12 protein-coding genes are annotated in these 14,147 nt (G+C 69.1%); 4 read left to right on the top strand and 8 right to left on the bottom strand.

The window, feature by feature from the left end; translation table 11 throughout:
* Positions 1-21: 21 nt before the first annotated feature.
* The 6 genes from H036_RS0113075 to uvrC form a co-directional block, all read right to left on the bottom strand.
* On the bottom strand, positions 22-915 hold the full coding sequence (locus tag H036_RS0113075; protein ID WP_017935240.1) for a carbohydrate ABC transporter permease: 894 nt from the start codon (positions 913-915) through the stop codon (positions 22-24).
* On the bottom strand, positions 915-1,946 hold the full coding sequence (locus H036_RS0113070) for a carbohydrate ABC transporter permease (protein ID WP_026146022.1): 1,032 nt from the start codon (positions 1,944-1,946) through the stop codon (positions 915-917). The genes H036_RS0113075 and H036_RS0113070 overlap by 1 nt, the downstream gene beginning before the upstream one ends.
* On the bottom strand, positions 1,943-3,283 hold the full coding sequence (locus H036_RS22805; RefSeq protein WP_198289973.1) for an ABC transporter substrate-binding protein: 1,341 nt from the start codon (positions 3,281-3,283) through the stop codon (positions 1,943-1,945). Before H036_RS22805 ends, H036_RS0113070 begins: the two co-directional genes overlap by 4 nt.
* Positions 3,284-3,463: 180 nt before the next feature.
* Complete coding sequence (locus tag H036_RS0113060; protein WP_017935238.1) at positions 3,464-4,486, bottom strand: uridine diphosphate-N-acetylglucosamine-binding protein YvcK; 1,023 nt, start codon at positions 4,484-4,486, stop codon at positions 3,464-3,466.
* Positions 4,483-5,352 carry an RNase adapter RapZ gene (gene rapZ / locus H036_RS0113055; RefSeq protein ID WP_017935237.1) on the bottom strand — a complete coding sequence of 290 codons (870 nt, stop codon included), beginning with the start codon at positions 5,350-5,352 and terminating at the stop codon, positions 4,483-4,485. Before rapZ ends, H036_RS0113060 begins: the two co-directional genes overlap by 4 nt.
* A 2-nt stretch (positions 5,353-5,354) precedes the next feature.
* Positions 5,355-7,319 carry an excinuclease ABC subunit UvrC gene (gene uvrC / locus H036_RS0113050; protein WP_017935236.1) on the bottom strand — a complete coding sequence of 655 codons (1,965 nt, stop codon included), beginning with the start codon at positions 7,317-7,319 and terminating at the stop codon, positions 5,355-5,357.
* A 79-nt stretch (positions 7,320-7,398) separates the two neighbouring features.
* Here uvrC and H036_RS0113045 point away from each other — a divergent pair, with 79 nt between their 5' ends.
* Positions 7,399-8,703, top strand: a complete 1,305-nt coding sequence (locus H036_RS0113045) for a hypothetical protein (protein WP_017935235.1) — start codon at positions 7,399-7,401, stop codon at positions 8,701-8,703.
* A gap of 24 nt (positions 8,704-8,727) precedes the next feature.
* Here the strand turns inward: H036_RS0113045 and H036_RS0113040 are convergent, their stop codons facing one another.
* Complete coding sequence (locus tag H036_RS0113040) at positions 8,728-9,186, bottom strand: Rieske (2Fe-2S) protein (RefSeq protein ID WP_017935234.1); 459 nt, start codon at positions 9,184-9,186, stop codon at positions 8,728-8,730.
* 106 nt (positions 9,187-9,292) lie between these two features.
* Positions 9,293-12,241, bottom strand: coding sequence for an excinuclease ABC subunit UvrA (gene uvrA, locus H036_RS0113035; RefSeq protein WP_017935233.1), 2,949 nt, complete (start codon positions 12,239-12,241; stop codon positions 9,293-9,295).
* A gap of 103 nt (positions 12,242-12,344) precedes the next feature.
* On the opposite strand from uvrA, the gene H036_RS22800 reads away from it, so the two are divergent.
* The 3 genes from H036_RS22800 (at position 12,345) to H036_RS0113020 (ending at position 14,140) form a co-directional block, all read left to right on the top strand.
* The gene (locus H036_RS22800; RefSeq protein ID WP_017935232.1) at positions 12,345-13,064 is read left to right on the top strand and encodes a maleylpyruvate isomerase family mycothiol-dependent enzyme; all 720 of its coding nucleotides are present in this window, start codon (positions 12,345-12,347) and stop codon (positions 13,062-13,064) included.
* Positions 13,061-13,747: an MBL fold metallo-hydrolase gene (locus H036_RS0113025; protein WP_017935231.1), complete on the top strand. Its 687-nt coding sequence runs from the start codon at positions 13,061-13,063 to the stop codon at positions 13,745-13,747. The genes H036_RS22800 and H036_RS0113025 overlap by 4 nt, the downstream gene beginning before the upstream one ends.
* Positions 13,748-13,822: 75 nt before the next feature.
* A complete protein-coding gene (locus H036_RS0113020) occupies positions 13,823-14,140 on the top strand; it encodes a helix-turn-helix domain-containing protein (protein ID WP_017935230.1) in 318 nt (105 codons plus the stop codon).
* Positions 14,141-14,147: the final 7 nt, after the last annotated feature.

Here is a 14,147-nt window from a genome sequence, read left to right as displayed (position 1 = left end):
GAAGGGGAAGCGGGCTGGGTCTCAGCCCTTGACGGCACCCTGGAGACCGCCGACGATGCGGCGCTCGAACGCGGTGAAGAACACGAGCGCCGGGATCATCGACAGCGACGTGAACGCCAGCACCGCGGCCGTGTCCGAGGCGTACTGCGAGTGGAACTGCTGGATGCCCAGGGGAAGCGTGAAGCTGCTGGTCTTGCTGAGCACGAACAGCGGCAGCAGGTAGCTGTTCCAGCTCGCGACGAACGTGAGGATGCCGGTGGTCAGCACGCCGGGCAGCGACAGCGGAAGCACCATCCGGAAGAAGAACCCGAGCCGGCTGCAGCCGTCGACCGAGGCAGCCTCCTCGATCTCGTCCGGGATCGCCTGCAGGAACGGCACCAGGATGATGATCGTCGTCGGCAGGCCGAACGCGACCTGCGGCAGGATCACGCCGAGCAGCGAGTCGGTCAGGTGCAGCTTGTTGAGGATGATGAACAGCGGCGTGATCGCGACGGTGATCGGGAACATCAGACCAGCCGCGAAGAGGCCGAACATGAGACCGCGGCCGCGGAACCGGTAGCGCGCGACCACGAAGGCGGCCGAGACGCCGAGCGCGGTGACCAGCAGGGTCGTCGCACCGCCGACGATCACCGAGTTGACGAACTCGCGCCAGAACGTCGCGGACGTCAGGACGTTGCTGTAGTTCGAGAACCGCCACGGGTTGGGCAGGCCGGCCGGGTCCACCGTCAGCTGCGAGTTGTCGCGGAAGCCGCCGAGCACGATGTAGGCCACCGGTGCCAGCGTCAACGCGATCACCACGAGGGCGACGAAGTACACCGCGGGGCTGCCCCACGGAAGCTGCTTCTTCGGCGGCCGCCCGCTGGCGCGCCGTGATCGCGACGGCTTGGGGGCCGAGTCCAGGGTTGTGGTGGTCATCAGCGCTTTCCTCCATCAGTGACCGAGCCGGAGATGTCACGCCGGAGCACGAAGCGCTGGTAGAAGAGCGCGACGATCAGCGAGATGACGAACAGGACGACGGCGACCGCGTTGCCGTAGCCGTACAGACCGGTGCGCGGACCGTAGTGCGCCATGTAGGTCGCCATGGTCGAGACGCCGTCGCGGTCGAGGTTGAACTCGCCCCAGACGATCCAGGGCAGGTCGAACAGCTGCAGGGCACCGATGATGGAGAGGAACGCCCAGATCCGGATGGTCGGACCGAGCAGCGGCAGGGTGATGTTGCGCTGCATCTGCCAGTAGGAGGCGCCATCGATCGAGGCGGCCTCGTAGAGCTCCTCGGGGATGTTCTGCAGACCGGCCATCAGCAGGATCACGGCGAAGCCGAGGTACTTCCAGGTCAGGATCGCCATCAGCGTCCACAGGGCGAGGTGCGGGCCGAGCCACTGGACCTGGACGTGACCGAAGACGTGCATGTTAGTGAGCAGCGCATTGATCGCGCCGTTGACCGGCAGCATCAGGCTCAGGCCGGTGCCGGCGATGACCTCGGAGACCACCCACGGCACGAAGACCAGGATGCGGATGATCGAGCGGCCGCGCATCTCGCGGTTCAGCAGCAGCGCCAGCAGGATCGCGATCGGGCCCTGGATCAGCAGGGACAGACCCGCGATCTCGAAGGTGTGCAGCACCGCCCGGTGGAACTCCGGATCGCCGAGGATCACCTTGTAGTTGTGCAGACCGATGAAGTCGGTCGGCGGGCCGTAACCCTTCCACCGGTAGAAGCCGTAGTAGACGGCCGCGAACACCGGCAGGATCACGAATGCGACGAAGACGACGATCGCTGGACCCGAGAGCAGGGTGATCTCGAGACGTTCGCGCCAGCTGGCGCGCGCACGCGGAGGACGCCCGGCGACGACCGCGGTCGAGGGCGACACGGAGTCCGCGCCGCCCCCAACCGTGGTGCTGTCGAGCGAGCTCTCCAAGGCCGAGGTGGCCCGGGGAGTTTCACTCATGGGTTGCTATTACCCCTTCGAGGACGCGTTGTTGACGGCGTCGACGATGCTCTGCGGGTCGCTGGACTGACCCGACATGAGTTGACCACCGCGGTGTTGAGCGCGTTGCCGATGTTCGAGCCGAACAGCGTGTCCAGGAACAGCACCGAGTACTTCGCGTTGTTCGCCGCGTCGAGCGCTGCCTTGGAGGCCGCGTCGGTGACGCTGCCCTGCGCGGCCTTGTTCGCCGGGATGGCGCTGAACGCGGTCGCGTACTTCGTCTCCTGGTCGGCGGTGGCGAGGAAGTTCAGGAAGTCGCCGCACTCCTTCGGAGCCCAGGCCGAGCAGGAGTAGCCGTCAGCACCCTCCATCATCGCCGAGGGGTCGCCCTTGCCGTCGGCGGTCGCCGGGAACGGGAAGTAGCCAAGGTCCGCAAGCGGCTTCTTGTCAGGAGTCAGGTCGCCGACCACACCCGGCTCCCAGGCGCCCATCAGCTCACCGGCGACCTTGTGGTTCGCCAGGAGGCCGGCCGTGGAGGCCGCGCTGCCCTGAGCGGCAGTGTTGAACGCGTCCTTCTCGAACGGGTTCTTGGCCATGAAGGTGCCGAGGTCCTTGCCGGCCTGCAGGAAGCACGGGTCACTGAACTGCGCGCTGCTGGCGGCCTTGTTGAGAGCGTCCTGGCTGCAGTCGCGGACCGCGAACATGTAGTACCAGTGCGCTGCCGGCCAGCCGTCCTTGCCACCGACGGCGAGCGGGGTGCCGGCGGCCTGAAGCTTGGCGGCGTCGGCGGTCAGGTCCGCGATCGTGGTCGGCGTGCTGGTGACGCCGGCCTTCTTGAACAGGTCCTTGCTGTACCAGATGCCCTCAGGGGTGATCGAGAGCGGAATGCCGTAGGACTTGCCGTCGGCCTGGAAGATCGACTGGGTGCCCGCGCTGATGTTGCTCTGGGCGTCGCTCGACGGGGTGAACTCGCTGAGCTGGCCCGCCTGGACCATCGCGAGCATCTTGCCGCCACCACGCTGGAACAGGATGTCCGGGGCCGAGCCCTTACCGGCCTGGAGGGCGGTCTGGAGCTTGCCGTCGTAGTCCTCGTTCTGGACACTCTGGACGTTGATCGTGACATTCGGGTTCTGGGTGTGGAACGCCGAAGCAGCGTCCTTGAAGAACTGGACGCCGGGACCCGTGGTCGAGTTGGTCCACAGGGTCATGGTGACCGGACCGCTCGCCGCTTTCGTGTCACCGCTGCCATTCGAGGACGAGTTGTCGTCAGAGCTGCCACAGGCAGCCGTCGACAGAAGCAGACCGGCAGCGGCGACGGCCAGTGCCGTCCGCCGAGCCCGGGTGGAGTTGAAGGACATCAGACACCTCGTTGAGTCAGGTCGGCGTGTGAAGCACGCCACAACATGCCGGAGCCTCTCAAGTCGGACCCAGTCATGTCAATCGTTATCGATAACGTTTTCGTAGATTCGTTACGCGGACACCATACGGGCACGCCGGAGCCTCGGATCAGCTGCCCCAGGAACCGCCCGGAGAGCCGCTCAGCGGGACGCGAGGATCCGCTGGTACGCCGCCGCCAGCATCACCGGATCGTGCCGCGGCGAGCCGTCGGTCATGGCGATCCGATCGGTGACGAGCCTCGCGCCCATCGCCTCGGTCATCTCGCGGAGCGCATCCAGGCCGTCCATGGACTCATCGGCCAGGACGGTGTGCACCTGGAGGTCGGGAGCGTGCTCAGCGAGCACGCCGAGGTGGTCGGCGGGACCGAACCCGGGGGTCTCCCCCGCCTGCTCGGCCAGGTTGAGCACCACCACCACACGGGCGGAGGTGTCCACCAGAGCATGCCGCAGCGCAGGCACCATGAGGTGCGGCAGCACTGAGGTGAACCACGAGCCGGGCCCGATCACCACCCAGTCGGCCTCCGCGATCGCCTGCAGTGCCTCCGGGCTCGCGGGCGGATCGGCGGGCTCCAGGGCGATCGAGTGGATGACGCCGTCTGTCGTGGCAACCTCGACCTGGCCGCAGACCGTGGTCAGCAGGTCGGGATCGGCGGGGTCGATGCCGCGCACCTCGGCCCGGATGTCCATCGGCACCAGCGCCATCGGCAGGACGCGCCCACGGGCGCCCAGCAGCCGGCCCACCCAGTCGAGCGCGGCGACGTGGTCGCCCAGCTGCTCCCAGAGCCCGACGATGAGCAGGTTGCCGAGGTTGTGACCATTCATCTCGCCGTCGCCGGCGAATCGGTGCTGCAACACGTTCGCCCAGGTCACGCCCCAGTCGTCCCGGCCACAGAGCGCCGCCAGCGCCATCCGCAGATCGCCTGGCGGCAGCACGCCGAACTCACCGCGCAGCCGGCCCGACGAGCCGCCGTTGTCGGCGACCGTCACCACGGCCGTGAGCTCGTCGACGATCACCTCCTCCAGCAGGATGCGCAGGGCGGAGAGCGACGCATGCAGGCCGTGGCCACCACCGAAGGCCACGACCGAGACAGCGCGCTCGGCGACGTCGGGCGGCAACAGACCGGTCGACAGGCCTGCCGAGAACGTGGCATCGCTCACCGTCACTCCCGGCCCAGGTCACGGTGGGCAGTCGCTGCGTCATGTCCCAGGGCACGCAGCCTGCGCGCGATCTCCTCGGACATCGCGACGCTGCGGTGCTTGCCGCCGGTGCAGCCGATCGCGATCCGCATGAAGCGCTTTCCTTCGCGCAGGTAGCCGGGCGCCACTCCGGCCAGCACGCCGACGTAGCCGTCGAGGAACTCCTGCGCGCCCGGCTGGCCGTAGACGTACGCCGCGACATCGGCGTCCGTGCCGTTGTGCGGACGCAGCTCGGGCACCCAGTGCGGGTTCGGCAGGAACCGCATGTCGGCGACGAAGTCGGCATCGACGGGGATGCCGTACTTGAAGCCGAAGCTGATCACCGTCACGCTCAGCCGGGTTCGCTCCGGCGTACCGAATGCCTGGGCCACCCGCTCGGTGAGCTGATGGACGTTGAGCGCGGAGGTGTCGATGACCAGGTCGGCCAGCGCGCGCAGGTCGCCGAGCACCTTGCGCTCGCGCTGGAGCGCGTCCAGCAGGCGGTCCTTGCCCTGCAGCGGGTGCGGCCGACGGGCGGCCTCCTGGCGGCGTACGAGGACCTCGTCGCTGGCGTCCAGGAAGAGCAGCGTCTTCTCCCGGCCGAGCGCCTCGTGCTGGAACTCGTCGATGAGCTGGTCGAAGAAGGCCCCCGACCGCACGTCCACGACCACCGCGATCGGCTGCTGCCGGCCACGTGCCGCATCGACGAGTCGAACCACCTCGGGCAGCACGCCCGGCGGCAGGTTGTCGATGACGTAGAAGCCGAGGTCCTCCAGCTCCTTGGCGGCGGTGCTCCGGCCGGCGCCGGTCATGCCGGTGACGACGACGAGCTCGCCGGACGCGCCTTGGCTCACTTCTAGATCTCCTCAATCTCACCAGTGGTGACGTTGACCGCAACCCTAGGGGTCGCGGCGGCCGCAGCGACGGCATCCTTGATCGCGGCCGCGGTCGCCGGACCGATCCCGGGGACCTGCGCGATCTCCTCGAGCGTGGCTGCGCGCAGCTTGCGCAGCGAGCCGAAATGCTTCATGAGCGTCTTGCGGCGCACCTCCCCCAGCCCCGGTACGTCGTCGAGCAGGCTCTCCACCATCGACTTGCTGCGACGGTTGCGGTGGTGGGTGATGGCGAAGCGGTGCGCCTCGTCGCGGAGCCGCTGCAGCAGGTAGAGGCCCTCGGAGCTGCGGGCCAGGATGACCGGGTCCTCCTCGCCGGGCACCCACACCTCTTCGAGCCGCTTGGCCAGGCCGGCGACGGGGATGTCGTCGATGCCCAGCTCGCCGAGTGCCCGTCGGGCGGCGGCGACCTGAGGAGCGCCGCCGTCGACCACGACCAGACCTGGCGCGTAGGCGAACTTCCGCGGTCGGCCGGTCTCCGGGTCGACCAGCATCGGGCCGCTGTCCCCCTCCACCTGGGTCGAGGTGGCCTGCTCGTCCAGCAGCCGGCGGAACCTCCTCGTGATCACCTCGTGCATCGCGCGCACGTCGTCGGAGCCGTCCTGGCCCTTGATGATGAAGCGGCGATACTCGCTCTTGCGGGACAGGCCGTCCTCGAAGACCACCATGCTGGCCACGATCTCGCTGCCCTGCAGGTGGGAGATGTCGTAGCACTCGATCCGCAGCGGCGCCTCGTCCAGGTCGAGAGCGTCGCGGATCTCCTCCAGCGCGCGGTTGCGGGTGGTCAGGTCGCTGGCTCGCTTCGTCTTGTGCAGCGCGAGCGCCTGCTTGGCGTTGGTTGCGACCGTCTCCTGCAGCGTCCGCTTGTCGCCGCGCTGCGGCACCCGGATCTGCACCTTGGCGCCACGTACGTCGGCGAGCAACGTCTCCATGGTCTCCACGTCCGGCGGGAGTGCCGGGACCAGGATCTCGCGCGGGATCGACTCGGCGTCCTCGCCCGCGTAGAGCTGGAGCAGGAACTGCTCCACCAGCTCCGGGGTGTCGCCCTCCTCGACCCGGTCCGCGACCCAGCCGCGCTGACCGCGGATCCGGCCACCGCGGACGTAGAAGATCTGCACGCCGACCTCGAGCGGATCCTCGGCGAGCGCGATCACGTCGGCATCCGCGCCGTCGCCGAGCACGACGGCCTGCTTCTCCAGCGCCCGCTGCATCGCGCCGAGATCGTCGCGCAGCCGTGCGGCGCGCTCGAAGTCCAGCTCGTCGCTGGCGGCGTACATCTGCTTCTCGATCCGGCGCAGGAAGCTGGCCGTCTGCCCGCCCATGAAGTCGCAGAAGTCATCGACGATCGCGCGATGGTCCTCGGGACTGATCTTTCCCACGCACGGTGCGCTGCACTTGTCGATGTAGCCCAGCAGGCACGGTCGCCCGATCTGCTGGCTGCGCTTGAAGACACCGTTCGAGCACGATCGCATCGGGAAGACCCGCAGCAGGATGTCGACCGTCTCGCGGATCGCCCAGGCGTGACCGTAGGGGCCGAAGTAGCGGGTGCCCTTGCGCTTGGCCCCGCGCCCGACCATCACCCGCGGGAACTCCTCGCCCACCGTCACCGCGAGCCAGGGGTAGGACTTGTCGTCGCGGTACTTCACGTTGAACCGCGGGTCGAACTCCTTGATCCAGGAGTATTCCAGCGCAAGCGCCTCGACCTCGGTGTTGACCACCGTCCACTCCACGCTCGAAGCCGTGGTCACCATGGTGGCCGTGCGCGGGTGGAGGTTGCCGATGTCTTGGAAGTAGGACGTCAGGCGCGGGCGCAGCGACTTGGCCTTGCCGACGTAGATCACGCGCCCCTTGGCATCACGGAACCGGTAGACCCCTGGCTGGGTCGGGATCTCCCCCGGCTTGGGCCGGTAGCTACGCGGGTCTGCCACGCGTCAACCCTAGTTGCGAGCACCGACACTCCCGAGTCCAGGTGGCGTCATCCATAGTCGCTTGTCTTACTATAGTTACATGCGTATCTCCGACCCCTACGGCTACAGCCTGAGCACGAGCGAGGAAGCCGCCTCGGCGTACGTCCGTGGCATCGGCGACATCTTGAAGCTGCGGGCCGGTGCACTGAGCCACGTCGCGGAGTCGATCGCGCACGATCCCACCTTCGCACTCGGCCACGCGGCGCTCGCCCTCCTCGGTCACGAGATGTGCGCCCCGGTCGACGTGGATGCCCGCCTGCGCCAGGCCGAGCAGCTCGCGGGCCGCACCACCGAGCGCGAGCGCAGCCACGTCCACGCGATCTCCGCGCACGTCCGCGGCGACTCGCGCCCGCTGATCGATCACGTCGCCGCCTATCCGCGCGACGCCCTCCTCCTCTCCTCGGCGGTACCCACCATCGCGTTCGCCGGTGCCACCGAGGTGCCCGAGGAGTCCTGGGCCATCGTCGAGCGCTGCATCCCGGCGTACGGCGACGACTGGTGGTTCACCGGCCTGCTCGCCTTCGTGCGCCAGGAGCAGCACCGGTACGACGAGGCGCTCGCGCTCTCCTGTCGATCGCTGGCGCAGGAGCCGGGCGCGGGCCACTCCGCCCATGCGCGCGCGCACGCGCACTATGAGACCGGCGACCACGAGACCGGGCTTGCCTGGATGGATGCCTGGGTGACGGGCGACGGCGCCGACATCGACTCGCTGTCCCACTTCTCCTGGCACGCCGCCCTGCATGAGCTCTCCCTCGGCGACATGGATGCTGTCCGACGTCGTTACGAGAGCCAGCTCCAGCCCGGCAACGCGCTGGGCTGCCGCGCTCTGGTCGACACGGGGTCGCTGCTCTTCCGCTGGGCGTTGACGCCGGGCGCGGGCGACGTACCGCAGATGGCGGAGGTGGTGCATGTCACCGGCAAGGCCACCATGGAGCGGCCCGCCACGCCGTTCCTTGCGATGCATGTCGCCGTCGCTCGGCTCGCGCTCGGAGACGCACCGGCGCTGCGGGAGCTCGGGCTCTGGGCCGGCCAACACCGGCACCCGACCTTCCGTGAGGTGGTCGCGCCGCTGACCCAGGCGCTCGACCTGATGGTCAGCGGTCAGTTCGGCGCCGCGGCCGACGCGCTCGCGCTGCTGTCGCCCCGGATCCGCCGGCTGGGCGGCTCCGACGCTCAGCGCGAGATCGTCGAGGAGGCCCGGATCGCTGCCCTGCTGCGCGCCGACCGCTGGGACGAGGCGCGGGTGCTCCTGGACGAGCGACTCGACCGCCGGCGGGCGCCCCGGGACGAGGCGTGGCGGACGCAGGCCCTCGGTCCCGTGCTCACCCCGGCCGCCCTCGGCTAGCAAGGACGATGTGGGACGCGCAGGTCAGCTCTTGACGATGTTGCTGCCCTCGACCGTCACGGTCACCTTCTCCAGCGACTGGGTGGCCGGGCCCTGCACGACGGAGCCGTCCTTGATCGAGAACTTGCTGCCGTGGCAGGTGCAGTTGATGGTGCCGTCGGAGACGGACGTCACCGGGCATCCTTGGTGGGTGCAGATGGCGCTGAACCCCTCGTAGCTGCCGGCCGTCGGCTGGGTGACCACGACGGCGGAGTCCGCGTAGATCTTGCCGCCGCCGACAGGCACGTCGGAGGTCGCGCCGAGAGTCTCTGCGCTGCCGGGAGCGCTGCTCGCCGAGCCGGCCGCTCCGGTGCCGCCGCTGCCGCTGGTGCTGTCCTCCGCTGTGGTGTCGCCGGAGCCGCAGGCCGCCAGCAGCGGTACGCCGACACCCGCCACGGCGACGCCCCCGAGAATCTGGCGGCGGGTGATCTTCTGGTCGGTCACAACGATTCCTCTCGTGAAGTGGTTGAACTTCACACTACGGCTGCCGAAGGCGCGACCCGAGGGCTGATCCTGTGAAGTCCCCGAGAATCAGGCAGGGCACCCAGGTTCAGCGCGCCTTCGCGGTCGCCTTCGCGGTCGTCTTCGTCGCCGCTCGCTTGCGGGCGGGCTTCTTCGACTCCGGCGGCTGGGTCGCCTCGCGGCCCTGCAGCAGGGGCGCGAGGAAGCGGCCGGTGTAGCTGACGGGGTCGGCCGCGACCTGTTCCGGCGTACCCTCCGCGATCACCGTGCCACCGCGCGAGCCGCCCTCCGGACCCATGTCGATGAGCCAGTCAGCGGTCTTGATGACATCGAGGTTGTGCTCGATGGTCAGCACGGTGTTGCCCTTGTCGACCAGGCTCTGCAGCACCTTGAGCAGCTTGCGGATGTCCTCGAAGTGCAGACCGGTGGTCGGCTCGTCCAGGACGTAGACGGTGCGGCCGGTGGAGCGCTTCTGCAGCTCGGAGGCGAGCTTGACGCGCTGTGCCTCACCGCCGGAGAGCGTGGTCGCCGGCTGGCCGAGGCGGACATAGCCGAGGCCGACCTCGACCAGCGTCGTCAGGTGCCGGGCGATGGCGGGGACGGCGGCGAAGAACTCCACCGCCTCCTCGATCGGCATGTCGAGGACCTCGCCGATGTTCTTGCCCTTGTAGTGCACCTCAAGCGTCTCGCGGTTGTAGCGCTGGCCGTGGCAGACCTCGCACGGGACGTAGACGTCGGGCAGGAAGTTCATCTCGATCTTGATGGTGCCGTCGCCGGCGCACGCCTCGCAGCGGCCGCCCTTGACGTTGAACGAGAATCGACCCTGCTGGTAGCCGCGCATCTTCGCCTCCGGGGTGGCGGCGAAGAGCTTGCGCACGTGGTCGAAGACGCCGGTGTAGGTCGCCGGGTTGGACCGCGGGGTCCGGCCGATCGGCGACTGGTCGACGTGGATCACCTTGTCGACGTTCTCGAGGCCGGTGATGGTGCGGTGTCGACCCGGGATCGCACGGGCGCCGTAGATCTGCTTGGCCAGCGAGGTGTAGAGGATGTCGTTGACCAGCGTCGACTTGCCCGACCCGGAGACGCCGGTAACCGCGCAGAAGACGCCGAGCGGGAAGTCCACGGTGACGTTCTTCAGGTTGTTCTCGCGCGCGTCGTGCACGGTCAGGGCCCGCCCCGGCGTCCGCGGGCGGCGTAGCTCGGGGACCGGGATCTCGCGCTTGCCTGCGAGGTACTGACCGGTCATCGAGGAGTCGTTGGCGTACAGCTCCTTGACGGTGCCGCTGTGCACCACCTGGCCACCGTGCTCACCGGCGCCCGGGCCGATGTCGACCACCCAGTCGGCGACCCGGATGGTGTCCTCGTCATGCTCGACCACGATCAGGGTGTTGCCCAGCTCCTTGAGCCGGACCAGGGTCTCGATCAGCTTCTGGTTGTCGCGCTGGTGCAGACCGATCGACGGCTCGTCCAGGACGTAGAGCACACCGACCAGGCCGGCACCGATCTGGGTAGCGAGCCGGATGCGCTGCGCCTCACCGCCCGAGAGCGAGCCGCTCGGCCGGTCGAGGGAGAGGTAGTCCAGACCGACGTCGAGCAGGAAGCGCAGCCGCTCCTGGATCTCCTTGAGGACGCGCTCGGCGATGTGCTTCTCGCGCTCGCTCAGCTCGATGCCGTTGAGGTAGGCGGCGGCCTCGTTGATCGGCAGGGCGCACACCTCGGCGATGTTCTTGCCACCGTCCTCCTTGGCACCGAGGGTGACGGCCATCGAGACCGGCTTGAGCCGACTGCCGGAGCAGACCGGGCACGGCACCTCGCGCATGAAGCCCTCGAAGCGCTCGCGGCTGGTGTCGGACTCGGCCTCCCGGTGACGGCGCTCGATGTAGGAGCGGACGCCCTCGAAGTCGGCGTCGTAGGCGCGCTGCCGCCCGTAGCGGTTGCGGGTGACGACGTGCACCTTGGTGTTGTGACCGTCCAGGATCGCGCGCTGTGCCTTGTTGGGGAGGGCTTCCCACGGCGTGTTGAGGTCGAACCCGAGCTCCTCGCCGAGCGCGCCCATCAGCCGCAGGAAGTATTCAGCGATGTGGGCGTGACTCCATGGCTGGATAGCGCCCTCGCCGAGGGTGGCCTGCGGATTGGGCACGACCAGCTCCGGGTCGACCTCCATCCGGGTGCCCAGGCCGGAGCACGCCGGGCACGCCCCGAACGGGCTGTTGAACGAGAACGAGCGCGGCTCGAGGTCGTCGGTGTCGATCGGGTGGTCGTTGGGGCACGACATCTTCTCGCTGAACTTCAGCTCCTCGCCTGTGCCGCCTTCGGCGCCGGGGATGAAGTCGAAGACGATCAGGCCACCGGCCAGCTCCAGCGCCGTCTCCACCGAGTCGGTGAGCCTGCGCTTGCTCGACTCCTTGACGGCCAGCCGGTCGACGACGACCTCGATGGTGTGCTTCTTCTGCTTGTCCAACTTCGGCGGCGCGTCGAGCTGGTAGGTCTCACCGTCGACGCGGGCGCGGCTGTAGCCCTGCTGCTGCAGCTGGGAGAAGAGCTCGACGTACTCGCCCTTGCGGCCGCGGATCACCGGCGCGAGCACCTGGAAGCGACGACCCTCCTCCAGCGCGAGGATGCGGTCCACGATCTGCTGCGGGGTCTGCCGCTCGATCGGCGCGCCACAGGTGGGACAGTGGGCACGGCCGGCGCGCGCGTAGAGCAGGCGCAGGTAGTCGTAGACCTCGGTGATCGTGCCGACCGTGGAGCGCGGGTTCTTGGAGGTGGACTTCTGGTCGATCGACACCGCCGGGCTGAGGCCTTCGATGAAGTCGACGTCCGGCTTGTCCATCTGACCGAGGAACTGCCGGGCGTAGGCCGATAGCGACTCCACGTAGCGGCGCTGACCCTCTGCGAAGATCGTGTCGAACGCGAGGCTCGACTTGCCGGAGCCGGACAGGCCCGTGAAGACGATCAGCGCATCGCGGGGAAGGTCGAGCGAGACGTCCTTGAGGTTGTGCTCACGCGCACCCCGGATGATGAGCTGGTCCGCCACCGCGGTCCCTTCTTGAGAGCTTGAGTCGAACAAGTGTTCGTCATGCTATCAGGTGACCGAAACGCCTCTCCCCCATGTCGCGTCGTGATGTCAGGATGGGCCCGTGACCCTGTTCGCCGCCACCGTGTCGGACCAACTCCGCGCCTCGTCGCGGCGATTGGTGCGCACCGTCGATGCCATGACTGACGATGACTGGGTCGAGCCCAGCCTGCTGCCCGGCTGGAGCCGCGCACACGTGGTGGCGCACCTGGCGCTCAACGCCGAGGGGCTCATCGGGGCGGTGATGGGCGTCGTCGAGGGCCGCGCCGTACCGATGTATGCCTCCGACCAGCGCCGCGACGGCGATATCGCAGAGCTCGGCGCCGCCTCCCCGTCGCAGTTGAGGGACCGGCTCTTCGGCGCTGTCACGACGCTCGGTGACGCCCTGACGGCGCTCGCCGGCGCGTCCGATCCCGCTGCCACCACGTTGATCGAGCGTACGCCGGAGGGCAGCCGACGCTTCCCGGCGTCCCGGGTCACCGGGATGCGGTGGCGCGAGGTCGAGATCCACCACGTCGATCTCGGCTGCGGCTACTCCCCCGCGCACTGGCCCGGCGAGTTCGGTCGGGCGCTGCTCGAGGACTCGGCACACCGGCACCAGGTCAACGTCGACGCGACGCTGGTCGCCACCGACCTCGACTGGTCGCTGCAACTCGGTACCGGCGAGCCCACCGTGAGCGGACCGGCGCACGGCCTGGCATGGTGGCTGACCGGGAGGGCCCCCTACCCGGGCTCCGAGGTGACGAGCCACGACGGCGTACTGCCGGGGATCGAGGGGCTATGACGATCAGCAGCGAGAGCTACACCGGCGACGTCCGGCTCGGAGGCGCACCCGACGTCCGCGAGCTGGACGAGCTGAGCATCACCAAGGTCGCGGTCGACGAGAAGATGTCGAACAACTGCTACCTCCTGCGCTGCCGCGCGACCGGCGAGCAGCTCCTGATCGATGCTGCCGCCGACGCCTCCACGCTGCTGCCGCTGATCGGCACCGCCGGGCTCGCCACGGTCGTCACCACCCATCAGCACTGGGACCATCACCGCGCCCTCGCCGACGTGGTCGCGGTCACCGGCGCCGCGACCGTGGCAGGCGAGCCCGATGCCGCTGCTATCACCGATGCGACCGGCGTACCGATCACGCGGACGGTCGGCCAGGGCGACACCCTCGCGGTGGGCGATTGCACGCTCGAGGTGATAGCGCTGCGCGGCCACACCCCGGGTTCGATCGCCCTCCTGTACGCCGATCCGCACGGACGGCCGCACCTCTTCACCGGCGACAGCCTCTTCCCCGGCGGGGTGGGCAACACCCAGCAGGACGAGGCCCGCTTCGCCCAGCTCATCGACGACGTCGAGGAGCGGATCTTCCAACGCCTGCCCGACGAGACCTGGTTCTACCCCGGCCACGGCAACGACTCGACGCTCGGCGCCGAGCGCCCGCACCTGGCGGAGTGGCGCGAACGGGGCTGGTGAGGATCGGCCGCGGGTAGCGTTCGCCCAAGGCGAACGCCCTCGTCAGCCACCCACCGGGCGACCTAGCGTGGCCCCATGGGCCAGGTCATCGAGTTCCCGCGGCGCTCCCACCAGACCGAGTCCGCGCCTGCGCCGTTGTGGCGCGACGCGGTCGGCGAGGTGCTGCGCGACGAGCGCCGGACGCAGGAGCGGACCCTGGCCGACGTCGCCGGAGCGGCGGGCGTCTCCACGCAGTACCTCTCCGAGGTCGAGCGGGGCCGCAAGGAGCCGAGCTCCGAGGTCCTCGACGCCGTCGCCGGAGCGCTGGGCCTCAGGCTGCTCGACCTCACCGGTCGGGTCACCCGCCGGCTCGCCGCCGGCCAGGTGACCGGCCCGGTCTGCCTGGCCGCCTGACCGAGCA

Origin of the sequence: Nocardioides sp. Iso805N, from assembly GCF_000364605.1 — a bacterium.
In the GTDB taxonomy this organism is placed as follows: domain Bacteria; phylum Actinomycetota; class Actinomycetes; order Propionibacteriales; family Nocardioidaceae; genus Nocardioides.
The sequence above is the reverse complement of the archived record's forward strand: the minus strand, read 5'-3'. Positions and strand labels throughout refer to the sequence as shown.